The organism is Streptomyces sp. NBC_00986 (assembly GCF_045162565.1).
Classification (GTDB): domain Bacteria; phylum Actinomycetota; class Actinomycetes; order Streptomycetales; family Streptomycetaceae; genus Streptomyces.
Genome location: NZ_CP108733.1, coordinates 5,156,254 through 5,178,674, shown reverse-complemented (window position 1 = coordinate 5,178,674; position 22,421 = coordinate 5,156,254). Strand labels below are relative to the sequence as shown.

General features: G+C 66.6%; 35 protein-coding genes. 33 read left to right on the top strand and 2 right to left on the bottom strand.

Going from position 1 to position 22,421, the window contains the following annotated elements:
* The first annotated feature begins 17 nt into the window (after positions 1-17).
* The 30 genes from rplC (at position 18) to truA (ending at position 17,169) form a co-directional block, all read left to right on the top strand.
* The gene (gene rplC, locus OG504_RS22690) at positions 18-662 is read left to right on the top strand and encodes a 50S ribosomal protein L3 (RefSeq protein ID WP_033280016.1); all 645 of its coding nucleotides are present in this window, start codon (positions 18-20) and stop codon (positions 660-662) included.
* 7 nt (positions 663-669) lie between these two features.
* Positions 670-1,326 (top strand): 50S ribosomal protein L4, encoded by a 657-nt coding sequence (gene rplD / locus OG504_RS22685; protein ID WP_266861023.1) that lies wholly within the window; start codon positions 670-672, stop codon positions 1,324-1,326.
* A complete protein-coding gene (gene rplW / locus OG504_RS22680) occupies positions 1,326-1,745 on the top strand; it encodes a 50S ribosomal protein L23 (protein ID WP_200681734.1) in 420 nt (139 codons plus the stop codon). The genes rplD and rplW overlap by 1 nt, the downstream gene beginning before the upstream one ends.
* 38 nt (positions 1,746-1,783) lie before the next feature.
* Positions 1,784-2,620 carry a 50S ribosomal protein L2 gene (rplB, locus tag OG504_RS22675; protein WP_019055517.1) on the top strand — a complete coding sequence of 279 codons (837 nt, stop codon included), beginning with the start codon at positions 1,784-1,786 and terminating at the stop codon, positions 2,618-2,620.
* A gap of 12 nt (positions 2,621-2,632) precedes the next feature.
* Positions 2,633-2,914 (top strand): 30S ribosomal protein S19, encoded by a 282-nt coding sequence (rpsS, locus tag OG504_RS22670; protein WP_019055518.1) that lies wholly within the window; start codon positions 2,633-2,635, stop codon positions 2,912-2,914.
* Between the two features lie 40 nt (positions 2,915-2,954).
* A complete protein-coding gene (gene rplV, locus OG504_RS22665; RefSeq protein ID WP_006604878.1) occupies positions 2,955-3,302 on the top strand; it encodes a 50S ribosomal protein L22 in 348 nt (115 codons plus the stop codon).
* Entirely contained in the window at positions 3,302-4,162 is an 861-nt protein-coding gene (gene rpsC / locus OG504_RS22660) for a 30S ribosomal protein S3 (RefSeq protein ID WP_033280019.1), read from the top strand. Before rplV ends, rpsC begins: the two co-directional genes overlap by 1 nt.
* A 5-nt stretch (positions 4,163-4,167) precedes the next feature.
* Complete coding sequence (rplP, locus tag OG504_RS22655; protein WP_010986348.1) at positions 4,168-4,587, top strand: 50S ribosomal protein L16; 420 nt, start codon at positions 4,168-4,170, stop codon at positions 4,585-4,587.
* Positions 4,587-4,811: a 50S ribosomal protein L29 gene (gene rpmC, locus OG504_RS22650; RefSeq protein ID WP_005481220.1), complete on the top strand. Its 225-nt coding sequence runs from the start codon at positions 4,587-4,589 to the stop codon at positions 4,809-4,811. Before rplP ends, rpmC begins: the two co-directional genes overlap by 1 nt.
* On the top strand, positions 4,811-5,098 hold the full coding sequence (rpsQ, locus tag OG504_RS22645; protein WP_019055521.1) for a 30S ribosomal protein S17: 288 nt from the start codon (positions 4,811-4,813) through the stop codon (positions 5,096-5,098). The genes rpmC and rpsQ overlap by 1 nt, the downstream gene beginning before the upstream one ends.
* 101 nt (positions 5,099-5,199) lie before the next feature.
* Positions 5,200-5,568, top strand: coding sequence for a 50S ribosomal protein L14 (gene rplN, locus OG504_RS22640; protein WP_003998823.1), 369 nt, complete (start codon positions 5,200-5,202; stop codon positions 5,566-5,568).
* Positions 5,569-5,570: 2 nt separating this feature from the next.
* A complete protein-coding gene (gene rplX / locus OG504_RS22635) occupies positions 5,571-5,894 on the top strand; it encodes a 50S ribosomal protein L24 (RefSeq protein WP_019055522.1) in 324 nt (107 codons plus the stop codon).
* Positions 5,894-6,451, top strand: a complete 558-nt coding sequence (gene rplE, locus OG504_RS22630) for a 50S ribosomal protein L5 (RefSeq protein ID WP_019055523.1) — start codon at positions 5,894-5,896, stop codon at positions 6,449-6,451. Before rplX ends, rplE begins: the two co-directional genes overlap by 1 nt.
* A gap of 5 nt (positions 6,452-6,456) precedes the next feature.
* Positions 6,457-6,642: a type Z 30S ribosomal protein S14 gene (locus tag OG504_RS22625; RefSeq protein WP_003948630.1), complete on the top strand. Its 186-nt coding sequence runs from the start codon at positions 6,457-6,459 to the stop codon at positions 6,640-6,642.
* A gap of 213 nt (positions 6,643-6,855) precedes the next feature.
* On the top strand, positions 6,856-7,254 hold the full coding sequence (rpsH, locus tag OG504_RS22620) for a 30S ribosomal protein S8 (RefSeq protein WP_013001411.1): 399 nt from the start codon (positions 6,856-6,858) through the stop codon (positions 7,252-7,254).
* 22 nt (positions 7,255-7,276) lie between these two features.
* Positions 7,277-7,816 (top strand): 50S ribosomal protein L6, encoded by a 540-nt coding sequence (rplF, locus tag OG504_RS22615; protein ID WP_033280021.1) that lies wholly within the window; start codon positions 7,277-7,279, stop codon positions 7,814-7,816.
* 3 nt (positions 7,817-7,819) lie between these two features.
* Entirely contained in the window at positions 7,820-8,203 is a 384-nt protein-coding gene (gene rplR, locus OG504_RS22610; protein WP_019055526.1) for a 50S ribosomal protein L18, read from the top strand.
* Positions 8,204-8,240: 37 nt separating this feature from the next.
* Positions 8,241-8,846 carry a 30S ribosomal protein S5 gene (rpsE, locus tag OG504_RS22605; protein ID WP_006376045.1) on the top strand — a complete coding sequence of 202 codons (606 nt, stop codon included), beginning with the start codon at positions 8,241-8,243 and terminating at the stop codon, positions 8,844-8,846.
* Positions 8,846-9,028 (top strand): 50S ribosomal protein L30, encoded by a 183-nt coding sequence (gene rpmD / locus OG504_RS22600; RefSeq protein ID WP_006376032.1) that lies wholly within the window; start codon positions 8,846-8,848, stop codon positions 9,026-9,028. Before rpsE ends, rpmD begins: the two co-directional genes overlap by 1 nt.
* 2 nt (positions 9,029-9,030) lie before the next feature.
* Positions 9,031-9,486, top strand: coding sequence for a 50S ribosomal protein L15 (rplO, locus tag OG504_RS22595; RefSeq protein ID WP_019055527.1), 456 nt, complete (start codon positions 9,031-9,033; stop codon positions 9,484-9,486).
* A 256-nt stretch (positions 9,487-9,742) separates the two neighbouring features.
* The gene (secY, locus tag OG504_RS22590; RefSeq protein WP_403976565.1) at positions 9,743-11,056 is read left to right on the top strand and encodes a preprotein translocase subunit SecY; all 1,314 of its coding nucleotides are present in this window, start codon (positions 9,743-9,745) and stop codon (positions 11,054-11,056) included.
* Positions 11,056-11,721: an adenylate kinase gene (locus tag OG504_RS22585; protein WP_405991459.1), complete on the top strand. Its 666-nt coding sequence runs from the start codon at positions 11,056-11,058 to the stop codon at positions 11,719-11,721. Before secY ends, OG504_RS22585 begins: the two co-directional genes overlap by 1 nt.
* A 129-nt stretch (positions 11,722-11,850) precedes the next feature.
* Positions 11,851-12,687 (top strand): type I methionyl aminopeptidase, encoded by an 837-nt coding sequence (gene map / locus OG504_RS22580; protein ID WP_405991458.1) that lies wholly within the window; start codon positions 11,851-11,853, stop codon positions 12,685-12,687.
* 248 nt (positions 12,688-12,935) lie between these two features.
* Complete coding sequence (gene infA, locus OG504_RS22575) at positions 12,936-13,157, top strand: translation initiation factor IF-1 (protein WP_003948620.1); 222 nt, start codon at positions 12,936-12,938, stop codon at positions 13,155-13,157.
* 59 nt (positions 13,158-13,216) lie between these two features.
* Positions 13,217-13,330: a 50S ribosomal protein L36 gene (gene rpmJ, locus OG504_RS22570; RefSeq protein WP_003998809.1), complete on the top strand. Its 114-nt coding sequence runs from the start codon at positions 13,217-13,219 to the stop codon at positions 13,328-13,330.
* A 205-nt stretch (positions 13,331-13,535) separates the two neighbouring features.
* Complete coding sequence (gene rpsM / locus OG504_RS22565; protein WP_019055531.1) at positions 13,536-13,916, top strand: 30S ribosomal protein S13; 381 nt, start codon at positions 13,536-13,538, stop codon at positions 13,914-13,916.
* Positions 13,917-13,985: 69 nt separating this feature from the next.
* Complete coding sequence (gene rpsK, locus OG504_RS22560; protein ID WP_003956432.1) at positions 13,986-14,390, top strand: 30S ribosomal protein S11; 405 nt, start codon at positions 13,986-13,988, stop codon at positions 14,388-14,390.
* Positions 14,391-14,514: 124 nt separating this feature from the next.
* Positions 14,515-15,537 (top strand): DNA-directed RNA polymerase subunit alpha, encoded by a 1,023-nt coding sequence (locus tag OG504_RS22555; RefSeq protein ID WP_019055532.1) that lies wholly within the window; start codon positions 14,515-14,517, stop codon positions 15,535-15,537.
* Positions 15,538-15,701: 164 nt separating this feature from the next.
* The gene (gene rplQ, locus OG504_RS22550) at positions 15,702-16,196 is read left to right on the top strand and encodes a 50S ribosomal protein L17 (RefSeq protein ID WP_405991457.1); all 495 of its coding nucleotides are present in this window, start codon (positions 15,702-15,704) and stop codon (positions 16,194-16,196) included.
* Positions 16,197-16,323: 127 nt separating this feature from the next.
* Positions 16,324-17,169 carry a tRNA pseudouridine(38-40) synthase TruA gene (gene truA / locus OG504_RS22545; protein ID WP_405991456.1) on the top strand — a complete coding sequence of 282 codons (846 nt, stop codon included), beginning with the start codon at positions 16,324-16,326 and terminating at the stop codon, positions 17,167-17,169.
* 52 nt (positions 17,170-17,221) lie between these two features.
* Here truA and OG504_RS22540 read toward each other — a convergent pair whose 3' ends face one another.
* Positions 17,222-18,097 carry a hypothetical protein gene (locus tag OG504_RS22540; RefSeq protein ID WP_405991455.1) on the bottom strand — a complete coding sequence of 292 codons (876 nt, stop codon included), beginning with the start codon at positions 18,095-18,097 and terminating at the stop codon, positions 17,222-17,224.
* A 348-nt stretch (positions 18,098-18,445) separates the two neighbouring features.
* Here OG504_RS22540 and rplM point away from each other — a divergent pair, with 348 nt between their 5' ends.
* From rplM to glmM, 3 genes are all read left to right on the top strand, one after another.
* Positions 18,446-18,889, top strand: a complete 444-nt coding sequence (gene rplM, locus OG504_RS22535) for a 50S ribosomal protein L13 (RefSeq protein WP_013001400.1) — start codon at positions 18,446-18,448, stop codon at positions 18,887-18,889.
* A 46-nt stretch (positions 18,890-18,935) separates the two neighbouring features.
* A complete protein-coding gene (gene rpsI / locus OG504_RS22530; RefSeq protein ID WP_019055538.1) occupies positions 18,936-19,463 on the top strand; it encodes a 30S ribosomal protein S9 in 528 nt (175 codons plus the stop codon).
* A 244-nt stretch (positions 19,464-19,707) separates the two neighbouring features.
* Positions 19,708-21,066 carry a phosphoglucosamine mutase gene (gene glmM, locus OG504_RS22525; protein WP_033280028.1) on the top strand — a complete coding sequence of 453 codons (1,359 nt, stop codon included), beginning with the start codon at positions 19,708-19,710 and terminating at the stop codon, positions 21,064-21,066.
* Positions 21,067-21,475: 409 nt separating this feature from the next.
* Here glmM and OG504_RS22520 read toward each other — a convergent pair whose 3' ends face one another.
* Entirely contained in the window at positions 21,476-22,417 is a 942-nt protein-coding gene (locus tag OG504_RS22520; RefSeq protein ID WP_405991454.1) for a DUF389 domain-containing protein, read from the bottom strand.
* Between the last annotated feature and the right edge of the window lie 4 nt (positions 22,418-22,421).

Below are 22,421 nucleotides of genomic sequence, written 5' to 3'. Positions count from 1 at the left end.
GGGCCGGTGAGCTGAAGATGGCTAAGCAGATCAAGGGCATCCTGGGCGAGAAGCTCGGCATGACGCAGGTGTGGGACGAGAACAACCGTGTTGTTCCGGTCACCGTCGTCAAGGCCGGCCCGAACGTCGTGACCCAGGTCCGTACGAACGACAGTGACGGCTACGAGTCGGTCCAGATCGCCTTCGGCGAGATCGACCCGCGCAAGGTGAACAAGCCCCTCAAGGGCCACTTCGCCAAGGCCGATGTCACGCCGCGTCGCCACCTCGTCGAGATCCGCACCGCGGGCGCCTCCGAGTACACGCTCGGCCAGGAGATCACCGCTGAGGTGTTCGAGGCCGGCGTCAAGGTCGACGTGACCGGCAAGAGCAAGGGCAAGGGCTTCGCCGGTGTCATGAAGCGCCACAACTTCCGTGGCCTCGGCGCCGGCCACGGTGTCCAGCGCAAGCACCGCTCTCCCGGCTCCATCGGTGGCTGTGCCACCCCGGGCCGTGTGTTCAAGGGCGTCCGCATGGCGGGCCGCATGGGCAACGAGCGGGTCACCACCCAGAACCTGACCGTTCACGCTGTTGACGCGGAGAAGGGACTGCTCCTCATCAAGGGAGCCATCCCCGGTCCGAACGGCGGCCTCGTCCTGGTCCGTACCGCCGCCAAGGGGGCCTGAGGACACTATGAGCACCATTGACATTCAGTCGCCCTCCGGCGACAACGCCGGGACCGTTGAGCTCCCGGCCGAGATCTTCGACGTAGAGAAGATCAGCATTCCGCTGCTTCACCAGGTCGTCGTCGCACAGCTGGCCGCCGCCCGTCAGGGCACGCACAAGGTCAAGCGTCGTGGCGAGGTCCGCGGTGGTGGTAAGAAGCCGTACCGCCAGAAGGGCACCGGCCGCGCCCGTCAGGGTTCGACCCGCGCCCCGCAGTTCGCCGGCGGTGGTGTCGTGCACGGCCCGACGCCGCGCGACTACTCGCAGCGGACCCCGAAGAAGATGAAGGCCGCGGCCCTGCGCCACGCCCTCACCGACCGGGCCCGCAACGCTCGCATCCACGTCATCACCGGCGTGATCGAGGGCGAGACCCCCTCCACCAAGGCCGCCAAGAGCTTCCTCGGCAAGGTCAGCGAGCGCAAGAACGTGCTCCTGGTCATCGAGCGCTCCGACGAGGCCGCGCTGCTTTCCGCGCGCAACCTGCCCCAGGTCCACATCCTGGAGCCGGGCCAGCTGAACACGTACGACGTTCTCGTCTCGGACGACGTGGTCTTCACCCAGGCCGCTTTCGAGTCCTTCGTGTCTGGCCCCCAGGCCGCTGACACCGAAGGGAGCGAAGCCTGATGGCTACGCGTCACCCGAGCATCGCCTCCAAGGCCGCCAAGGCCAAGAAGGTCGCGCGCATCGCCAAGGCGAAGCGCCACGAGACCGAGGGCAAGAACACTGTCGAGACGCCGATCAGCAAGTCGTTCACGGACCCCCGTGACGTGCTGCTGAAGCCGGTCGTCTCGGAGAAGAGCTACGCGCTCCTCGACGAGGGCAAGTACACCTTCATCGTGGCCCCGGGCGCCAACAAGACCCAGATCAAGCAGGCCGTCCAGGCGGTCTTCTCGGTCAAGGTCACCGGGGTCAACACGATCAACCGCCAGGGCAAGCGCAAGCGCACCAAGACCGGTTTCGGTCAGCGCGCGGGCTCCAAGCGCGCGATCGTGACCCTCGCTGAGGGCGACCGTATCGACATCTTCGGCGGTCCGGCCGCGTAAGCGGGTCGGATCGTCCGATATCGGACGAGGACTGAGAAATGGGAATCCGCAAGTACAAGCCGACTACGCCGGGCCGCCGTGGCTCCAGCGTCGCCGACTTCGTCGAGGTCACGCGGTCCACGCCGGAGAAGTCGCTGGTTCGCCCGCTGCACAGCAAGGGCGGCCGTAACAATTCCGGTCGTGTGACCGTTCGCCACCAGGGTGGCGGACACAAGCGCGCCTACCGCGTCATCGACTTCCGTCGCCATGACAAGGACGGCGTGCCGGCGAAGGTCGCGCACATCGAGTACGACCCCAACCGCACCGCGCGCATCGCGCTGCTGCACTACGCGGACGGCGAGAAGCGCTACATCCTCGCCCCGCGCAACCTGCAGCAGGGCGACCGTGTGGAGAACGGTCCCGGGGCCGACATCAAGCCGGGCAACAACCTGGCGCTCCGCAACATCCCGGTCGGTACCACGATCCACGCGATCGAGCTCCGTCCCGGTGGCGGCGCCAAGTTCGCCCGCTCCGCCGGTGCCTCCGTGCAGCTGCTGGCGAAGGAGGGCACGATGGCCCACCTTCGTATGCCCTCCGGTGAGATCCGCCTGGTCGACCAGCGCTGCCGCGCCACGGTCGGCGAGGTCGGCAACGCCGAGCAGAGCAACATCAACTGGGGCAAGGCAGGCCGCAAGCGCTGGCTGGGCGTCCGCCCGTCCGTCCGCGGTGTTGCGATGAACCCGGTCGACCACCCGCACGGTGGTGGTGAGGGCAAGACCTCCGGTGGTCGCCACCCGGTCAGCCCGTGGGGTCAGAAGGAGGGTCGTACTCGCTCGCCGAAGAAGGCATCGAGCAAGTACATCGTCCGCCGCCGCAAGACGAACAAGAAGCGCTAGGAGCGGGTTTAGATGCCGCGCAGTCTCAAGAAGGGGCCCTTCGTCGACGGCCACCTCATCAAGAAGGTGGACGTACAGAACGAGGCCGGCTCCAAGAACGTCATCAAGACCTGGTCCCGCCGCTCGATGATCGTCCCGGCCATGCTCGGCCACACGATCGCGGTGCACAACGGCAAGACCCACATCCCGGTGTTTGTCACCGAGTCGATGGTCGGCCACAAGCTCGGCGAGTTCTCGCCGACGCGCACCTTCCGGGGTCACGTCAAGGACGACCGGAAGTCGAAGCGCCGCTAGCGCGGGGCGACCGACCATGACAAACACTGAAGGGACAACCATGGAAGCCAGGGCCCAGGCGCGGTACATCCGCGTCACGCCCATGAAGGCCCGCCGCGTGGTGGACCTCATCCGTGGCATGGACGCCACGGAGGCTCAGGCGGTCCTGCGTTTCGCCCCGCAGGCCGCGAGCGTGCCGGTCGGCAAGGTGCTTGACAGCGCCATTGCCAACGCCGCACACAACTACGACCACACCGACGCCGGCAGCCTCGTCATTTCCGAGGCGTACGTCGACGAGGGTCCGACCCTGAAGCGGTTCCGGCCGCGTGCCCAGGGCCGCGCCTACCGGATCCGCAAGCGGACCAGCCACATCACCGTGGTCGTCAGCAGCAAGGAAGGAACCCGGTAATGGGCCAGAAGGTTAACCCGCACGGGTTCCGGCTCGGCATCACCACGGACTTCAAGTCCCGGTGGTACGCCGACAAGCTGTACAAGGACTACGTCAAGGAAGACGTCGCCATCCGTCGGATGATGACGTCCGGCATGGAGCGCGCCGGCATCTCGAAGGTTGAGATCGAGCGCACCCGTGACCGCGTGCGTGTGGACATCCACACCGCTCGTCCGGGCATCGTCATCGGCCGCCGTGGCGCCGAGGCCGACCGCATCCGCGGCGACCTCGAGAAGCTCACGGGCAAGCAGGTCCAGCTGAACATCCTCGAGGTCAAGAACCCCGAGACGGATGCCCAGCTGGTCGCGCAGGCCGTCGCCGAGCAGCTCTCCTCCCGCGTCTCCTTCCGTCGCGCCATGCGTAAGAGCATGCAGTCGGCGATGAAGGCCGGCGCCAAGGGCATCAAGATCCAGTGCGGTGGCCGCCTCGGCGGCGCCGAGATGTCCCGCTCGGAGTTCTACCGCGAGGGCCGCGTGCCCCTGCACACGCTCCGCGCGAACGTGGACTACGGCTTCTTCGAGGCCAAGACGACCTTCGGCCGTATCGGTGTGAAGGTCTGGATCTACAAGGGCGACGTCAAGAACATCGCCGAGGTCCGCGCCGAGAACGCCGCTGCCCGTGCGGGTAACCGCCCGGCTCGCGGTGGCGGCCCGGGCGGCGACCGCCCGGCCCGCGGCGGTGGCCGCGGTGGCGAGCGTGGCGGCCGCGGCCGCAAGCCGCAGCAGGCTGCTCCCGCTGCCGAGGCCCCCAAGGCCGAGGCTCCGGCGGCTGCCGCTCCGGTCGAGGCTGCGCCCTCTTCTACCGGTGGAACGGAGGCCTGACCGAAATGCTGATCCCCCGTAGGGTCAAGCACCGCAAGCAGCACCACCCCAAGCGTCGTGGTCAGGCCAAGGGCGGTACGCAGGTTTCGTTCGGCGAGTACGGCATTCAGGCCCTCACGCCGGCGTACGTGACGAACCGCCAGATCGAGGCCGCCCGTATCGCGATGACCCGCCACATCAAGCGTGGCGGCAAGGTCTGGATCAACATCTACCCGGACCGCCCGCTCACGAAGAAGCCTGCCGAGACCCGCATGGGTTCCGGTAAGGGTTCTCCCGAGTGGTGGATCGCGAACGTGCACCCGGGCCGGGTCATGTTCGAGCTGTCCTACCCCAACGAGAAGATCGCCCGTGAGGCCCTCACTCGCGCAGCGCACAAGCTGCCGATGAAGTGCCGGATCGTCAAGCGCGAGGCAGGTGAAGCGTGATGTCGGCCGGTACCAAGGCGTCCGAGCTGCGCGAACTGGGTGACGAGGAGCTTCTCAACAAGCTCCGCGAAGCCAAGGAAGAGCTGTTCAACCTCCGCTTCCAGGCGGCGACCGGTCAGCTCGAGAACCACGGTCGGCTCAAGGCCGTCCGGAAGGACATCGCGCGGATCTACACCCTGATGCGTGAGCGCGAGCTGGGCATCGAGACGGTGGAGAGCGCCTGATGAGCGAGAGCAACGTGACTGAAGAGCAGACCGCGAGCCGCGGCTTCCGCAAGACCCGTGAGGGTCTCGTCGTCAGCGACAAGATGGACAAGACCGTCGTCGTCGCCGTCGAGGACCGTGTGAAGCACGCGCTGTACGGCAAGGTCATCCGCCGTACGAACAAGCTCAAGGCCCACGACGAGCAGAACGCCGCAGGCGTCGGCGACCGCGTCCTCCTCATGGAGACGCGTCCGCTGTCCTCGACGAAGCGCTGGCGCATCGTCGAGATCCTCGAGAAGGCCAAGTAATTCCTGCGGGGCTAACCCCGCAGGACAGTTCCGCCAGGCTCGGGGCGGGTGTGTGAGTTGCGCACCCGCCCCGGGAACCGGCAGACAAACAGGAGATAGACGTGATCCAGCAGGAGTCGCGACTGCGCGTCGCCGACAACACTGGTGCGAAGGAAATCCTTTGCATCCGTGTGCTCGGTGGCTCCGGTCGCCGCTACGCGGGCATCGGTGACGTCATCGTCGCCACCGTCAAGGACGCGATCCCCGGTGGCAACGTGAAGAAGGGTGACGTCGTCAAGGCCGTCATCGTTCGCACCGTCAAGGAGCGCCGCCGTCCGGACGGCTCGTACATCCGCTTCGACGAGAACGCCGCCGTCATTCTGAAGAACGACGGCGACCCTCGCGGCACCCGCATCTTCGGCCCGGTCGGGCGCGAGCTGCGCGAGAAGAAGTTCATGAAGATCATCTCGCTGGCTCCGGAGGTGCTGTAAGCATGAAGATCAAGAAGGGTGACACGGTTCAGGTCATCACCGGCAAGGACAAGGGCAAGCAGGGCAAGGTCATTGCGGCCTACCCCCGCGAGGACCGCGTCCTGGTCGAGGGTGTCAACCGGGTCAAGAAGCACACCAAGGCCGGCCCCACCGCCAAGGGTTCGCAGGCCGGCGGCATCGTCACGACCGAGGCGCCCGTCCACGTCTCCAACGTCCAGCTGGTCGTTGAGAAGGACGGCAACAAGGTCGTCACGCGTGTCGGCTACCGCTTCGACGACGAGGGCAACAAGGTTCGCGTTGCCAAGCGGACGGGTGAGGACATCTGATGACTACCACCACCAGCCCGCGTCTCAAGACGAAGTACCGCGAGGAGATCGCGGGCAAGCTGCGTGAGGAGTTCTCCTACGAGAACGTCATGCAGATCCCCGGCCTCGTCAAGATCGTGGTGAACATGGGTGTCGGCGACGCCGCCCGTGACTCCAAGCTCATGGACGGTGCCGTCCGTGACCTGACCACGATCACCGGTCAGAAGCCGGCCATCACCAAGGCCCGCAAGTCCATCGCGCAGTTCAAGCTGCGCGAGGGTCAGCCGATCGGTGCCCACGTCACGCTCCGTGGCGACCGCATGTGGGAGTTCCTGGACCGCACCCTGTCGCTCGCGCTTCCGCGCATCCGCGACTTCCGCGGTCTGTCTCCCAAGCAGTTCGACGGTCGTGGCAACTACACCTTCGGTCTCACCGAGCAGGTCATGTTCCACGAGATCGACCAGGACAAGATCGACCGCGTCCGGGGTATGGACATCACCGTGGTGACCACGGCGACCAACGACGCCGAAGGCCGTGCCCTTCTCCGTCACCTCGGCTTCCCCTTCAAGGAGGCGTAAGCGAGATGGCGAAGAAGGCTCTGATTGCCAAGGCTGCTCGTAAGCCCAAGTTCGGTGTGCGTGGCTACACCCGCTGCCAGCGCTGCGGCCGCCCGCACTCCGTGTACCGCAAGTTCGGCCTCTGCCGCGTGTGCCTTCGTGAGATGGCTCACCGTGGCGAGCTGCCGGGCGTGACCAAGAGCTCCTGGTAGTCCGGTACTTCCGGACTCCCGAAGCTCTCGGTAAGCAAAGGGCACGGTCAGGTGCCCACCCCTCCATGGCTTAGGCTAGGAGGGTTGGGCGCCTGATTGCCGCCCATACGACTTACTACGCCGTAGGTCCACCGCACCGCACCCGCCTCGTCTCGGATCGAGGAGAGGGATGGGCACCTGGAAACCCCGGCGAGAGAGGCCGAAGGCCAATTCATGACCATGACTGATCCGATCGCAGACATGCTTACGCGTCTGCGGAACGCGAACTCGGCATACCACGACTCAGTGACGATGCCGGCATCGAAGATCAAGTCGCACATCGCGGAGATCCTCCAGCAGGAGGGCTTCATCACGGGCTGGAAGGTCGAGGACGCCGAGGTCGGCAAGAACCTCGTTCTCGAGCTGAAGTTCGGCCCGAACCGTGAGCGCTCCATCGCGGGCATCAAGCGGATCTCCAAGCCCGGTCTCCGGGTGTACGCGAAGTCCACCTCCCTGCCCAAGGTGCTCGGTGGCCTCGGCGTGGCGATCATCTCCACGTCGCACGGTCTCCTCACCGACAAGCAGGCCGGCAAGAAGGGCGTAGGCGGAGAAGTTCTCGCCTACGTCTGGTAGCGGAAAGGAATCGGAAGAAGCTATGTCGCGTATTGGCAAGCTCCCCATCACGGTTCCCGCCGGCGTGGACGTCACCATCGACGGCCGTACGGTCTCGGTCAAGGGCCCCAAGGGCTCGCTGACCCACACCGTCGCAGCGCCGATCGACATCGCCAAGGGTGAGGACGGCGTGCTCAGCGTCACCCGCCCCAACGACGAGCGTCAGAACAAGGCCCTGCACGGCCTGTCCCGCACGCTGGTGGCGAACATGATCACCGGCGTGACCGAGGGTTACGTGAAGAAGCTCGAAATCAGTGGTGTCGGTTACCGCGTTGCGGCCAAGGGCTCGAACCTCGAGTTCGCGCTCGGCTACAGCCACTCGATCACCGTCGAGGCGCCCGAGGGCATCTCGTTCAAGGTCGAGAACCCGACGCACTTCTCGGTCGAGGGCATCGACAAGCAGAAGGTCGGCGAGGTTGCGGCGAACATCCGCAAGCTGCGCAAGCCCGACCCGTACAAGGCCAAGGGCGTCAAGTACGAGGGCGAAGTCATCCGGCGCAAGGTCGGAAAGGCGGGTAAGTAAGCCATGGCATACGGTACGAAGATCGCTAAGGGCGACGCTTACAAGCGTGCTGCCATCAAGCGTCGTCACATCCGCATCCGGAAGCACATTTCCGGTACGGCTGAGCGTCCGCGCCTGGTCGTGACCCGCTCCAACCGCCACATCGTGGCCCAGGTCATCGACGACATCAAGGGTCACACCCTGGCGTCGGCGTCGACCCTGGACACCTCGATCCGCGGCGGCGAGAGCGACAAGTCCGCGCAGGCCAAGTCGGTCGGCGCCCTGGTCGCCGAGCGCGCCAAGGCCGCCGGTGTCGAGGCTGTCGTATTCGACCGCGGTGGCAATCAGTACGCGGGGCGCATCGCCGCCCTGGCGGACGCCGCCCGCGAAGCCGGACTGAAGTTCTAGTCGCTTCCGTAGCTAGCGGAAAGAGAGAGGTAATCCAATGGCTGGACCCCAGCGCCGTGGAAGCGGTGCCGGTGGCGGCGAGCGGCGGGACCGGAAGGGCCGTGACGGCGGCGCTGCTGCCGCCGAGAAGACCGCGTACGTTGAGCGCGTAGTCGCGATCAACCGCGTCGCCAAGGTTGTCAAGGGTGGTCGTCGCTTCAGCTTCACCGCGCTCGTCGTGGTGGGCGACGGTGACGGCACCGTCGGTGTCGGTTACGGCAAGGCCAAGGAGGTGCCGGCCGCGATCGCCAAGGGTGTTGAAGAGGCCAAGAAGCACTTCTTCAAGGTCCCCCGTATCCAGGGCACCATCCCGCACCCGATCACGGGCGAGAAGGCCGCGGGCGTCGTCCTGCTCAAGCCTGCTTCCCCCGGTACCGGCGTTATCGCCGGTGGCCCGGTGCGTGCAGTGCTCGAGTGCGCCGGCGTTCACGACATCCTGTCGAAGTCGCTCGGCTCGTCCAACGCGATCAACATCGTGCACGCGACCGTGGCGGCCCTCAAGGGCCTGCAGCGTCCCGAGGAGATCGCGGCCCGCCGCGGTCTGCCCCTCGAGGACGTCGCCCCCGCGGCTCTCCTTCGTGCACGTGCCGGGGCGGGTGCGTAATGGCTCGCCTCAAGGTCACGCAGACGAAGTCGTACATCGGCAGCAAGCAGAACCACCGTGACACGCTGCGGTCGCTTGGTCTCAAGGGGATCAACACCGTGGTCGTCAAGGAGGACCGCCCCGAGTTCCGCGGAATGGTGCACACCGTCCGCCACCTCGTGACGGTTGAGGAGGTCGACTGATCATGGCGGAGAACAACCCGCTCAAGATCCACAACCTCCGTCCCGCCCCGGGCGCCAAGACCGCCAAGACCCGTGTGGGTCGTGGTGAGGCGTCGAAGGGTAAGACGGCCGGTCGTGGAACCAAGGGTACGAAGGCCCGTTACCAGGTTCCGGAGCGCTTCGAGGGTGGCCAGATGCCCCTCCACATGCGTCTCCCGAAGCTGAAGGGTTTCCGTAACCCGTTCAAGACCGAGTTCCAGGTCGTGAACCTCGACAAGCTGGGCGCGCTGTACCCCGAGGGTGGCGAGGTCACCGTTGAGGGTCTCGTCGCCAAGGGTGCCGTTCGCAAGAACAGCCTCGTCAAGGTGCTCGGCCAGGGCGAGATCTCCGTGGCGCTGCAGGTTTCGGTTGACGCCGTCTCCGGCTCCGCCAAGGAGAAGATCACTGCCGCGGGCGGTACGGTCACCGAGCTCGTCTGATATTTCGGACCGAGCCTGACCAACGTCAGCATCGGCGGCCGGGGTTGGCCCTCTCGCGAGGGTCAGCCCCGGCCGTTTTTTCAGCAGTCGTGACTCATGGGACGTTCGATCGGTATCCCCTAGGGGCGTCGATGTAGGTAGGCTGTGCGGCTGGTACCCAGCGTCGTCTTGGCATGCCGTAATCTCGTTCCACAGGCCATCAACCACACTTAGTCGTCACCTCACGCGCGCACACGCGGGGGTCGCAGGAGGCACCGTGCTCACCGCGTTCGCCCGGGCGTTCAGGACACCCGACCTGCGCAAGAAGCTGCTCTTCACGCTCGCCATCATCGTGGTGTATCGCGTCGGTACGCACATCCCGATCCCGGGCGTCGATTACAAGAGCGTCCAGACCTGTATCGACGTCTCGAACGGAAACCAGGGTCTGTTCGGTCTGGTCAACATGTTCAGCGGTGGCGCGCTGCTCCAGATCACGATCTTCGCGCTCGGCATCATGCCGTACATCACGGCGAGCATCATTCTGCAGCTGCTGACCGTGGTGATCCCGCGCCTGGAAGCCCTCAAGAAGGAGGGGCAGGCCGGCACGGCGAAGATCACGCAGTACACGCGTTATCTGACCGTGGCGCTCGCCATCCTCCAGGGCACCGGTCTGGTGGCCACCGCCCGCAGCGGCGCCCTCTTCTCGGGCTGCCCGACGGCGAATCAGATCGTCCCGGACCAGTCGATCTTCACCACCATCACCATGGTCGTCTGCATGACCGCCGGTACCTGCGTCGTGATGTGGCTCGGCGAGCTCATCACCGACCGCGGCATCGGCAACGGCATGTCGATCCTCATGTTCATCTCGATCGCCGCGACCTTCCCGTCCGCTCTGTGGGCCATCAAGAAGCAGGGCACGCTGGCCGGCGGCTGGATCGAGTTCGGCACCGTCATCCTCGTCGGCCTGGTGATGGTCGGCCTCGTGGTCTTCGTCGAGCAGGCCCAGCGCAGGATCCCGGTCCAGTACGCGAAGCGCATGATCGGCCGCCGTTCCTACGGCGGCACGTCGACCTACATCCCGCTGAAGGTCAATCAGGCCGGTGTGATTCCGGTCATCTTCGCGTCGTCGCTGCTCTACATCCCGGCTCTGGTCGCTCAGTTCTCCGGCAGCACGTCCGGCTGGAAGACCTGGATCGAGACCAACCTGACCAAGGGTGACCACCCGATCTACCTGGTCAGCTACTTCCTGCTGATCGTTTTCTTCGCGTTCTTCTACGTGGCGATCTCGTTCAACCCCGAGGAAGTCGCGGACAACATGAAGAAGTATGGTGGCTTCATCCCGGGCATCCGGGCTGGCCGGCCCACCGCTGAGTACCTGAGTTACGTACTCAACCGGATCACCTGGCCGGGTTCGCTGTATCTGGGTCTGATCGCTCTCGTACCGACGATGGCGTTGGTCGGTTTCAACGCAAGCGGCAACTTCCCGTTCGGCGGGACCAGCATCCTGATCATCGTGGGTGTCGGTCTCGAGACGGTGAAGCAGATCGAGAGCCAGCTCCAGCAGCGCAATTACGAAGGGTTCCTCCGCTGATGCGAATCGTCCTCGTCGGGCCGCCGGGTGCCGGTAAGGGAACGCAGGCTGTGCGCCTCGCCAAGACGCTGCACATCCCGCACATCTCCACGGGCGACCTCTTCCGTGCCAACATCAGTCAGGCCACGGAACTCGGCAAACTGGCGAAGTCCTACATGGACGCGGGCAACCTGGTCCCGGACGAGGTCACCATCGCGATGGCCAAGGACCGCATGGAGCAGCCGGACGCCGTCAACGGCTTTCTGCTGGACGGGTTCCCGCGCAATGTGTCGCAGGCCGAGGCGCTGGATGAGCTGCTGAAGACCGAGGGCATCAAGCTGGACGCGGTCCTCGACCTGGAGGTCTCCGAGGACGAGGTGGTCAAGCGCATCGCCGGCCGCCGCATCTGCCGTAAGGACTCCAGTCACGTCTTCCACGTGACGTACAGCCCGCCGAAGCAGGACGGCGTGTGTGACGTCTGCGGCGGCGAGCTGTACCAGCGCGACGACGACTCCGAGGACACGGTCCGCACCCGCCTGGAGGTCTACCACACGCAGACCGAGCCGATCATCGACTACTACAAGGCCCAGGGCCTGGTGGTCACGATCTCCTCGCTCGGTCCGGTGGAAGAGATCACGCAGCGGGCGCTGGACGCGCTGCAGCGCGAGGACGAGAGCGCGAAGTAGTCATCAAGCAGATCCGGCCGCGGTGCCCGCAGGGGCGCCGCGGTCGTACTGTTGTGTACAGCTGTTTTGGTACGGCCTTTGTGTACGGCCATTCCTTTGTGTCGCGGAAGACGGAGAGCGCAGGCCCCCATGGTGCAGATCAAGACCCCCGAGCAGATCGCCAAGATGCGCGAGGCGGGGCTGGTCGTCGCCGCGATCCACGCGGCCACGCGTGAGGCCGCGGTGCCCGGCGCCAGCACGAAGGATCTGGACGAGGTCGCCCGCAAGGTCCTCGCCGACCACAACGCGAAGCCGAACTTCCTCGGCTACGGCGGCTTCCCCGCGACGATCTGCACCTCGGTGAACGAGGTCGTCGTCCACGGCATCCCCTCCGACGAGGTCGTCCTGAAGGACGGCGACATCATCTCCATCGACTGCGGCGCGATCATCGACGGCTGGCACGGGGACGCGGCGTACACCGCGTTCGTGGGCTCGGGGCACTCCCCGGAGCTGCTTGAGCTGTCCCGCGTGACCGAGGGGTCGATGTGGGCCGGGATCGCCGCGATGAAGCTCGGTAACCGGCTCGTGGACATCTCCCGGGCGATCGAGACGTACATCCGGCGGCAGCCGAAGCCGGGTGGGGGGAAGTACGGGATCGTCGAGGACTACGGCGGTCACGGCATCGGTACCGAGATGCACATGGACCCGCACCTGTTGAACTACGTCGAGAAGCGGCGCGGCAAGGGGCCGAAGCTGGTGCCGGGGTTCTGCCTCGCCATCGAGCCCATGGTGTCCCTGGGTACCCCTAAGACCGAGGTGCTGTCGGATGACTGGACGGTCATCACGACGGACGGGACCTGGTCGTCGCACTGGGAGCACTCGGTTGCCTTGACCGAGGAGGGGCCGCTTGTGCTTACGGCTCCTGATGGTGGTAGGGCGAAGCTGGCCGAGTATGGGATCACGGCTGCGCCGGATCCGCTCGCGTAGTCGTTCGTCCGGCGCGCCGGTGGGGGCTGGTCGCGCAGTTCCCCGCGCCCCTACAAAGACCAAAAGCAGGGCGTCTATGCCCCCTGCGTGCTTAAGGATCTCCATCCTCGGGCATCCTTCCTCGATTCGTCTTTCCGAGTGGCCTGACGTAGACTGACTCGTCGGCTCTCGTGCACCCGCATGTCCGCATGCACCCCGCAAGGGGAACGCACTGAGTCGATCAAGGTAGTCGATTCGAAGGGCGAAGCGTGGCCAAGAAGCAAGGTGCCATCGAGATCGAAGGCACTGTCGTCGAGTCTCTCCCGAACGCCATGTTCAAGGTGGAGCTCCAGAACGGCCACCAGGTCCTGGCACACATCAGCGGCAAGATGCGTATGCACTACATCCGCATCCTCCCTGACGACCGGGTCGTGGTGGAGCTGTCTCCGTACGACCTGACGCGTGGCCGGATCGTCTACCGCTACAAGTAGATCTTGCCCAGGTTCCGCGCAAGCGGCGCCGAAAGCAACTGACCCGGAGAACCTCACCAATGAAGGTCAAGCCGAGCGTCAAGAAGATCTGCGACAAGTGCAGGGTGATCCGCCGTCACGGTCGGGTCATGGTCATCTGCGAGAACCCGCGCCACAAGCAGCGCCAGGGCTGACGCACGACCTTCCCTCTGCATCTTTCGCAGAGTTTCGCGCGACGCGAGCAATACATGTTCATACGCAGGACCCGGGCGTAGTAGGCGCCCGACACCCCCGGCTCGGAGGCTGGGGACCCACGCCGTACCAAGTCTTCGACAGAAGAGGCCGGCGGCTGGGATCCGGTTCTGCGGAAGACCTCCGAAGATCAACTGGAGCCATTGAATGGCACGCGTTTCCGGTGTCGACATCCCGCGCGAAAAGCGCGTGGAGGTCGCCCTCACCTACGTGTTCGGCATTGGTCGGACCCTTTCCCAGCTGACGCTGGCCGAGACCGGCATCGACCCCAACACCCGCGTTCGCGACCTCTCGGAAGAGCAGCTCGTCGCGATTCGTGAGTACGTCGACGCCAACATCAAGACCGAGGGTGACCTCCGTCGCGAGATCCAGGCCGACATCCGCCGCAAGGTGGAGATCGGCTGCTACCAGGGTCTCCGTCACCGTCGTGGTCTGCCCGTTCGCGGTCAGCGCACCAGCACGAACGCTCGTACCCGCAAGGGTCCGCGTCGCGCCATCGCCGGCAAGAAGAAGCCGGGCAAGAAGTAGTCCGCAGCGGACAACGCTTCACCAGCGGTCTTCGCTGTAGGACCGACCACCTCCCCGTAGGAGTAATAGATGCCCCCCAAGGGTCGTCAGGGCGCTGCCAAGAAGGTGCGCCGCAAGGAAAAGAAGAACGTCGCTCACGGCCACGCGCACATCAAGAGCACGTTCAACAACACGATCGTCTCGATCACGGACCCCTCGGGCAACGTGATCTCCTGGGCCTCCGCCGGCCACGTCGGCTTCAAGGGCTCGCGCAAGTCCACCCCCTTCGCCGCGCAGATGGCCGCCGAGTCGGCCGCCCGTCGCGCGCAGGAGCACGGCATGCGCAAGGTTGACGTCTTCGTGAAGGGCCCGGGCTCCGGTCGCGAGACCGCGATCCGCTCCCTCCAGGCCACTGGCCTCGAGGTCGGCTCCATCCAGGACGTCACCCCCACCCCGCACAACGGCTGCCGTCCGCCGAAGCGCCGCCGCGTCTGACGTCGTCTGACGCATGGTTGTCTTGGGTTTCGGGCGGTATGGCACTTCGGTGGCGTGCCGCCCGTACCCTTGCAGTACTCAAGGACATCAAATAGTGGGTGTCCATGACTGAAGGACTCACCTCATGCTGATCGCTCAGCGCCCCTCGTTGACCGAAGAGGTCGTCGACGAATTCCGCTCCCGGTTCGTGATCGAGCCGCTGGAGCCGGGCTTCGGCTACACCCTCGGCAACTCCCTGCGTCGTACGCTCCTCTCCTCGATCCCGGGTGCGGCGGTCACGTCCATCCGGATCGACGGTGTCCTGCACGAGTTCACCACCGTGCCGGGCGTCAAGGAGGACGTCACCGACCTGATCCTCAACATCAAGCAGCTGGTCGTCTCCTCGGAGCACGACGAGCCGGTCGTGATGTACCTGCGCAAGCAGGGTCCGGGTCTGGTCACCGCCGCCGACATCGCGCCCCCGGCCGGTGTCGAGGTGCACAACCCCGATCTCGTCCTCGCCACGCTCAACGGCAAGGGCAAGCTGGAGATGGAGCTCACGGTCGAGCGTGGCCGCGGTTACGTCTCCGCCGTGCAGAACAAGCAGGTGGGCCAGGAGATCGGCCGTATTCCGGTCGACTCCATCTACAGCCCGGTGCTGAAGGTCACGTACAAGGTCGAGGCCACGCGTGTCGAGCAGCGGACCGACTTCGACAAGCTCATCGTCGACGTCGAGACGAAGCAGGCCATGCGGCCGCGCGACGCCATGGCGTCCGCCGGCAAGACCCTGGTCGAGCTGTTCGGTCTCGCCCGCGAGCTGAACATCGACGCCGAGGGCATCGACATGGGCCCGTCCCCGACGGACGCCGCCCTTGCCGCTGATCTCGCCCTGCCGATCGAGGAGCTGGAGCTCACCGTTCGGTCGTACAACTGCCTCAAGCGCGAGGGTATCCACTCCGTGGGTGAGCTCGTGGCTCGTTCCGAGGCCGACCTCCTGGACATCCGCAACTTCGGTGCGAAGTCCATCGACGAGGTCAAGGCGAAGCTGGCCGGCATGGGCCTGGCCCTGAAGGACAGCCCGCCCGGATTCGACCCGACGGCCGCGGCGGACGCGTTTGGCGCGGACGACGACGTGGACGCCGGTTTCGTGGAGACCGAGCAGTACTGATCGATTTTCGGGTGCGGGAGCGCTGTGGCTGGTCGCGCAGTTCCCCGCGCCCCTTCCGGGAGCGCCCCTTCGGGGCTGCTCCCGGATCTCCGACGGGCAATCGCCCGCTCGGACACTGACCTCGGTACCTGATACGGCCGGGGCAGAACCTGAGGAGAAAGACCATGCCGAAGCCCACCAAGGGTGCCCGTCTGGGCGGCAGTGCCGCGCACGAGAAGCTGCTTCTCGCGAACCTCGCGAAGTCGCTCTTCGAGCACGGCCGCATCACCACCACCGAGGCGAAGGCCCGCAAGCTGCGGCCGTACGCCGAGCGTCTGATCACCAAGGGCAAGAAGGGCGACCTTCACAACCGCCGTCAGGTGCTTCAGGTGATCACGGACAAGAGCGTCGTCCACACGCTCTTCACCGAGATCGGCCCGCGCTACGAGAACCGTCCCGGTGGCTACACCCGTATCACCAAGATCGGTAACCGTCGTGGCGACAACGCGCCCATGGCTGTCATCGAGCTCGTTGAGGCGCTGACTGTTGCACAGGCTGCGACGGGTGAGGCCGAGGCCGCCACCAAGCGTGCCGCGAAGGACACCGAGGCTGCGGCTCCGGTTGAGGTCGTTGAGGACGCGAAGCCGGTTGAGGCTGACGAAGAGGCCAAGGACGCGTAACACCGTTTTTCGGCTGCCGGTCCGCTGTGGCTGGTCGCGCAGTTCCCCGCGCCCCTGAAGGGGCGCTTCAGTGGGCCCGTTCCTTCTTGGGACGGGCCCGCTTTTGTGTACCTGAAAGGATCTCGGTGTGAGTGATGACGTAGAGGCCGGGTTCGTGCGCGTACGACTCGATCTCTCCTACGACGGGACCCTGTTCTCCGGGTGGGCCAAGCAGGCCGGGGGGCGGCGGACCGTGCAGGGGGAGGTCGAGGATGCGTTGCGGACGGTGACGCGGTCGGGGGCGGTGGCGTACGACCTGACCGTGGCCGGGCGGACCGATGCCGGGGTGCATGCCCGGGGGCAGGTGGCGCATGTCGATCTGCCGGGGGAGTTGTGGGCGGAGCACCGCGAGAAGCTGCTGAAGCGGCTTGCGGGGCGGTTGCCGAAGGATGTACGGGTGTGGGGCGTGGCGGAGGCTCCTGAGGGCTTCAACGCGCGGTTCGCGGCCCTGTGGCGGCGTTATGTGTACCGGGTGGGGGACCGGCCGGGAGGCGTGGATCCGTTGCTGCGGAACCATGTGCTCTGGCACGACTGGGAGTTGGACGTCGAGGTGATGGACGCCGCTGCCAAGTCCCTTGTGGGGGAGCATGACTTCGCCGCTTATGCGAAGAAGCGTGAGGGCGCTTCGACCGTTCGGGAGATTCTCGACTTCGGGGTGCGGCGGCGGGACGACGGGGTCGTCGAGATCGAAGTGCGGGCCGACGCCTTCTGCCACAACCAAGTGCGGTCCATGGTGGGCGCGTTGGTGTTCGTCGGCGACGGGCACCGGGGCGCAGAGTGGCCGCGGAAGGTGCTGGACGCGGGGGTGCGCGACAGTGCCGTGCATGTCGTACGGCCGCACGGGCTGACCTTGGAGGAGGTCGCCTATCCGGCCGACGAGGGGCTGGCGGAGCGGCAGTTGCTGGCCCGGCGGGTGCGGGGCACTGTGCACTGAGGGGCGGCCGGGTGGGCGCGCCGGGCGCCAACTCCCGGTGGCCCCCCGCCTGTTACTGCGCCGCCGCCGAAGCCTGTGCCGCGCCGCGGGCGTGGATCTGGTCGAAGGCGAACTTGGCGAGGTCGTCGCCGATCGTGAAGACCTTGGTGTCCTTCGCCGTCACGTCAGTGCCGCTGGTGAAGCCGGCGACCGTGAAGTAGGCGTAGCGGCCGTAGGCGTTGGTCGTCGTACGGCAGATCGCGCCGTCGCAGAAGGCCTTGACGCCCTTGCCGGACAGTGACCTGACGGCGCTCTTGGTGTCCGCCTGGGCCTTGGCCTTCGCCGCCTGTGCCTCGGTGTCGAAAAGGGCCACACCGACCGTGACCGCGATGTTGTCCTTGATGTACGAGACCCGCATGAGGCGGGTGCAGCCGTCCGCGGTGAGGATCTTGGGGAGGGTGCCGGAGGCGACCGAGGCGCAGTTCGTGGTGTCGGCCGTCGGGCCCTTCTTGTACACCGTCGAGGCGACCGTCAGCTGGGTGCCCGGGAAGAGGGTCGCGGGGCTGAGCGGTGCCGTGTCCTTCGCCTTGCTGGAGATGAACTCCTCGGGGTCCAGCGGCGGGGGCGCGCTGGTCGGCGCGAAGGACGGCGAGGTGGCGTCGGCGCTCGGCACGGAGGCGCTCGCGGGCAGGTTCGTGGGCTTGCCCGACGCGCTCGTGTCGTCGTTCGCCGACATCACGGCCATGGCGACGGCCGTCCCGACGGCCACCGTCGCGAGCGCGCCGCCGCCTATGAGTAGCAGTCTCTTGCGCCTGTTGCGCGTCTCCGCCTGGTCGGCGAGCGCGGCCCAGTCCGGGGTCTCGTCGTCGACGTTGCCGCCCCACGGCTGCTGCGATTGCGGTTTCCAGGGATCCCACTGGGACTGGGGTCCCCCCTGCCCAAAGCTCATGGGACGCATCCTAGACGGGGCAACGGGCGTACGGGTGCGCCTCAATAAGCCCTGGAGCCACTGACGTTGGGTGTGTCACGGTAAGTATTTCCGCCGTCGCTTTCCGCACTGGTTCCGGTCGCGCCCGCCGCGTTTTGACCCGTCCGGGGCGGCGCGGGTACTCTTACGGTTTGTTATGCGTATCGGCTTGGTCGTTATCAGACGAGAGGCCCTTACGTAGGTTCCCTGGAGCAGTTACCAGTGGGCGGCATACGGGCAGGGTCCCCGGCATTGTCGTCCCCAGCTGCACGATCGCTTCAGTGATGCCATGTGTCAGGCCCTATCCACTGAAGAAGTGAAGGCTACGAAGTGCGTACGTACAGCCCCAAGCCCGGCGATGTGACTCGCCAGTGGCACGTCATCGACGCCCAGGACATCGTCCTCGGCCGTCTGGCTACCACTGCCGCGAACCTCCTCCGCGGCAAGCACAAGCCGACCTATGCCCCGCACATGGACATGGGCGACTTCGTCATCATCATCAACGCCGACAAGGTTCACCTGTCCGGCAACAAGAAGACCCAGAAGCTGGCGTACCGCCACTCCGGTTACCCGGGTGGTCTGCGCTCCGTCCGCTACGACGAGCTGCTGGCGAAGAACCCCGAGAAGGCCGTCGAGAAGGCCATCAAGGGCATGATCCCCAAGAACACCCTGGGCCGTCAGATGATCAGCAAGCTGAAGGTCTACTCGGGCGACCAGCACCCGCACGCTGCCCAGCAGCCGGTGCCGTTCGAGATCACCCAGGTCGCGCAGTAGTTCCGGCCACACACCCCCTAAGACAGAAAAGAATCTGAGGAGAACCGTGGCCGAGACCACCGTTGAGCAGCCGGTCGAAGAGACCGAGACCGAGCTCGTCGACATCGAGAGCTACACCACCGAGTCCGACGTCCCCGTCGAGGGTGAGTACACGTCGGAGTCGCTCGCCGGCCGCTTCGGCGACCCGCAGCCGGCCGCCGGCCTGGGCCGTCGCAAGAACGCCATCGCGCGCGTCCGTATCGTGCCCGGCACCGGCAAGTGGAAGGTCAACGGGCGCACGCTCGAGGACTACTTCCCGAACAAGGTCCACCAGCAGGAAGTCAACGAGCCCTTCAAGGTGCTCGAGCTCGACGGCCGCTACGACGTCATCGCCCGCATCTCGGGTGGCGGCGTCTCCGGTCAGGCCGGTGCCCTGCGCCTCGGCGTGGCCCGCGCGCTGAACGAGGCCGACGTGGACAACAACCGCGCCGCCCTCAAGAAGGCCGGTTACCTCCGTCGCGACGACCGTGCGGTCGAGCGCAAGAAGGCCGGTCTCAAGAAGGCCCGCAAGGCCCCGCAGTACAGCAAGCGCTAAATCGCGCCTGCGGTCTGTACTCCGAACGCCCCGGCGGCACGCCACTCGTGCCGCCGGGGCGTTCGTTTATCACAGCCGGGGGCGTATAACGGCACAAGACGCTCAAAGGCTTGTGTGATCGGATGAACAGGCATCGTATGTCTCGAACGCGGTACTTCGGCGGTGCGGGACTTTCATCGGTGCGGGACTTTCAGCTTTGCAGGACTTCGGCCTTGCAGGACTTTCGCCTTCCTCAGGAGGACAAGTGGGACGACTCTTCGGCACGGACGGCGTGCGCGGTGTCGCCAACGCGGATCTGACGGCCGAGATGGCCCTCGGACTCTCCGTCGCGGCGGCGCATGTACTCGCCGAGGCGGGTACCTTCGCGGGCCACCGGGCGACGGCCGTGGTCGGGCGGGACCCGCGCGCGTCCGGGGAGTTCCTGGAGGCCGCGGTGGTCGCGGGCCTGGCCAGCGCCGGCGTGGACGTGCTGCTCGTCGGCGTGCTGCCCACCCCCGCGGTGGCGTATCTCACCGGCGTGCTGGGCGCCGACCTCGGCGTGATGCTCTCCGCGAGCCACAACGCCATGCCGGACAACGGCGTGAAGTTCCTCGCCCGCGGCGGGCACAAGCTCGACGACGAGCTGGAGGACCGGATCGAGAAGATCTACGACGAGCACCGCACCGGCGCCCCCTGGGACCGCCCGACCGGCTCGGGCGTCGGCCGGGTCCGGCACTACAACGAAGGCTTCGACCAGTACGTCGCCCACCTCATCGGCGTGCTCCCGAACCGGCTCGACGGGCTGAAGATCGTCCTCGACGAGGCGCACGGCGCCGCTTCGCGGGTCTCCCCGGAGGCGTTCTCGCGGGCCGGCGCCGAGGTCATCACGATCGGCGCGGACCCCAACGGGCTGAACATCAACGACGGTTGCGGCTCGACCCACCTGGGTCTGCTCAAGGCCGCCGTCGTCGAGCACGGCGCGGACTTCGGCATCGCGCACGACGGTGACGCCGACCGCTGCCTGGCCGTGGACCACACCGGTGAAGAGGTCGACGGGGACCAGATCATGGCCGTGATCGCGCTGGCGATGCGGGAGCGTTCCGCACTGCGCTCCGACACCGTCGTCGCGACCGTCATGTCGAACCTCGGCTTCAAACTGGCCATGGAGCGTGAGGGCCTGACGCTCGTCCAGACCGCGGTCGGCGACCGCTACGTCCTGGAGGAGATGAAGGAGCACGGCTACGCGCTGGGCGGCGAGCAGTCCGGCCACGTCATCATCCTGGACCACGCGACCACCGGCGACGGCACGCTGACCGGCCTGATGCTGGCGGCCCGCGTCGCCGACACGGGCCGCACGCTCAAGGACCTCGCGTCCGTGATGACCCGACTGCCGCAGGTACTCATCAACGTGCCCGACGTGGACCGCACCCGGGTCGGCACCTCCGCCGACCTGGCGGCCGCGGTCGCCGAGGCGGAGCGTGAACTCGGGTCCACGGGGCGGGTGTTGCTGCGTCCGTCCGGCACCGAGCCCCTGGTACGGGTGATGGTGGAGGCCGCCGACATCGACCAGGCCCGGTCGGTGGCGGGACGGTTGGCTGACGCGGTGAAGTCGGCGCTTGGGTAGGTGGGTTGGGCGGGTGCCGGGTAACCGGTGTCCGGCCAGGTGAGCTGAGCGGGATGCCGACGGGTTGGTGTCGGGCGGGGCGAGCTGAGCCGGTGCCGTGCAGTCGGTGTCCGGCTGAGCGAGCTGAGCCGGCGCCGCCAAGTCGTGCTCGGCTGGGTGAGCTGGCCGGAGGCCTTGAAGTCGGCGTCCGGACAGGCGAGTTGTGTCTGGTTCGGCGGGCTGGGCCGGTGTTGTTGGGCCGGTGCTCGGCTGAGTTGCCTGGGCGGGCGGCTTGAGAACGGCGGGCGGCTGGCTCGGTGAGTTGGCCGGGGCCTTGAGGTCCGCGCCTGGCTCGGGGAGTTGGCCGGAGGCCTTGAAGTCGGCTTCCGGTCAGGCGAGTTGAGCTGATGCCGGTGAAGTCGGTGTTCGGCTAGGTGAGTTGTGTGGTGCGTTTGCGTTGCGTTGTCCAGAACCACTTCTGGGCCAGCAGTGTGAGCGTGCCGGCCAGGACGATGCCGCCCAGGTTGGCCAGGAGTTGCCAAGTGGAGCCCCAGGTCTGGGAGTAGTCGCGGTAGCTGAAGGCTACGGCGGCGTTCGCGGCGGCCGGGACGGTCGTCACCGAGATCGCTACGCCGATCAGGGCGCCGGACTTGGCGGAGGTCAGGGACAGGGTGCCCGCGATGCCGGCCAGGAAGGCCACGACGAAGGACATCCAGTCGGGCTTCCAGATGAAGGCGGTGTTGGGCCGGGCGGCCTGCACCATGGACTTCTCGAACAGGCCGAAGGCGTCCAGGAGCCAGCTGAAGCCCACCGTCAGCACCATGGCCGCCGCGAATCCGGCGAGCAGTGCCCACAGCGACCGCCAGACCAGTTGGGGTGCCTTGCGTACCAGCGCTGTCGAGATTCCCGCGAGCGGGCCGAACTCCGGTCCCACGGCCATCGCGCCCACGATCAGGATCGCGTTGTCCAGCATCACACCGCACGCCGCGAGCATGGTGGCGACGGTGAGGAACGCGACGTAGGTGACGGTGAGCGTGGACTCCTCGTGCGTGGCGTCGGCGAGGTGCTCCCACAACACCGCGTCCGCGCCCTCGCCGGGCGCGTCGTCCTCGGCCTGGTCCGCCCGCTCCGACAGCGACAGGTCGATGTTCTCGACGGCGATCGAACCGGTGCGGTCCAGCCCCAACTGCCGTAGCGCACCGATGAGTTCGTCGCCGGCCTCGCGGGCGACGTCGCACATGACGACGTCGCCGGACGGGTTGCGGGCGGCGCTGGTCAGGACGACGAGGTGTGCGGTGCCGACGGTCGTCTCGATGAGCCGGACCACGTCGTCGGTGCGGTCGGCGGGGGTGATGAGGCGCAGGTGCAGCATGACG

Excerpts from the sequence above, each read along its gene's own strand:
- OG504_RS22540 (WP_405991455.1), bottom strand. The coding sequence starts at position 18,097 with ATGAGCTTTGGGCAGGGGGGACCCCAGTCCCAGTGGGATCCCTGGAAA.
- rplP (WP_010986348.1), top strand. The coding sequence starts at position 4,168 with ATGCTGATCCCCCGTAGGGTCAAGCACCGCAAGCAGCACCACCCCAAG.
- rplD (WP_266861023.1), top strand. The coding sequence starts at position 670 with ATGAGCACCATTGACATTCAGTCGCCCTCCGGCGACAACGCCGGGACC.
- OG504_RS22625 (WP_003948630.1), top strand. The coding sequence starts at position 6,457 with ATGGCGAAGAAGGCTCTGATTGCCAAGGCTGCTCGTAAGCCCAAGTTC.
- rpsK (WP_003956432.1), top strand. The coding sequence starts at position 13,986 with ATGCCCCCCAAGGGTCGTCAGGGCGCTGCCAAGAAGGTGCGCCGCAAG.
- rplO (WP_019055527.1), top strand. The coding sequence starts at position 9,031 with ATGGCGGAGAACAACCCGCTCAAGATCCACAACCTCCGTCCCGCCCCG.
- rplF (WP_033280021.1), top strand. The coding sequence starts at position 7,277 with ATGTCGCGTATTGGCAAGCTCCCCATCACGGTTCCCGCCGGCGTGGAC.
- rpmJ (WP_003998809.1), top strand. The coding sequence starts at position 13,217 with ATGAAGGTCAAGCCGAGCGTCAAGAAGATCTGCGACAAGTGCAGGGTG.
- OG504_RS22555 (WP_019055532.1), top strand. The coding sequence starts at position 14,515 with ATGCTGATCGCTCAGCGCCCCTCGTTGACCGAAGAGGTCGTCGACGAA.
- rplX (WP_019055522.1), top strand. The coding sequence starts at position 5,571 with ATGAAGATCAAGAAGGGTGACACGGTTCAGGTCATCACCGGCAAGGAC.
- rplC (WP_033280016.1), top strand. The coding sequence starts at position 18 with ATGGCTAAGCAGATCAAGGGCATCCTGGGCGAGAAGCTCGGCATGACG.
- rplR (WP_019055526.1), top strand. The coding sequence starts at position 7,820 with ATGGCATACGGTACGAAGATCGCTAAGGGCGACGCTTACAAGCGTGCT.
- rpsC (WP_033280019.1), top strand. The coding sequence starts at position 3,302 with ATGGGCCAGAAGGTTAACCCGCACGGGTTCCGGCTCGGCATCACCACG.
- rpsM (WP_019055531.1), top strand. The coding sequence starts at position 13,536 with ATGGCACGCGTTTCCGGTGTCGACATCCCGCGCGAAAAGCGCGTGGAG.
- rpsS (WP_019055518.1), top strand. The coding sequence starts at position 2,633 with ATGCCGCGCAGTCTCAAGAAGGGGCCCTTCGTCGACGGCCACCTCATC.
- rplB (WP_019055517.1), top strand. The coding sequence starts at position 1,784 with ATGGGAATCCGCAAGTACAAGCCGACTACGCCGGGCCGCCGTGGCTCC.
- rpsQ (WP_019055521.1), top strand. The coding sequence starts at position 4,811 with ATGAGCGAGAGCAACGTGACTGAAGAGCAGACCGCGAGCCGCGGCTTC.
- rplQ (WP_405991457.1), top strand. The coding sequence starts at position 15,702 with ATGCCGAAGCCCACCAAGGGTGCCCGTCTGGGCGGCAGTGCCGCGCAC.
- rplV (WP_006604878.1), top strand. The coding sequence starts at position 2,955 with ATGGAAGCCAGGGCCCAGGCGCGGTACATCCGCGTCACGCCCATGAAG.
- OG504_RS22585 (WP_405991459.1), top strand. The coding sequence starts at position 11,056 with ATGCGAATCGTCCTCGTCGGGCCGCCGGGTGCCGGTAAGGGAACGCAG.
- OG504_RS22520 (WP_405991454.1), bottom strand. The coding sequence starts at position 22,417 with ATGCTGCACCTGCGCCTCATCACCCCCGCCGACCGCACCGACGACGTG.
- rpsH (WP_013001411.1), top strand. The coding sequence starts at position 6,856 with ATGACCATGACTGATCCGATCGCAGACATGCTTACGCGTCTGCGGAAC.
- rplE (WP_019055523.1), top strand. The coding sequence starts at position 5,894 with ATGACTACCACCACCAGCCCGCGTCTCAAGACGAAGTACCGCGAGGAG.
- rpmC (WP_005481220.1), top strand. The coding sequence starts at position 4,587 with ATGTCGGCCGGTACCAAGGCGTCCGAGCTGCGCGAACTGGGTGACGAG.
- rpsE (WP_006376045.1), top strand. The coding sequence starts at position 8,241 with ATGGCTGGACCCCAGCGCCGTGGAAGCGGTGCCGGTGGCGGCGAGCGG.
- rpmD (WP_006376032.1), top strand. The coding sequence starts at position 8,846 with ATGGCTCGCCTCAAGGTCACGCAGACGAAGTCGTACATCGGCAGCAAG.
- map (WP_405991458.1), top strand. The coding sequence starts at position 11,851 with ATGGTGCAGATCAAGACCCCCGAGCAGATCGCCAAGATGCGCGAGGCG.
- rplW (WP_200681734.1), top strand. The coding sequence starts at position 1,326 with ATGGCTACGCGTCACCCGAGCATCGCCTCCAAGGCCGCCAAGGCCAAG.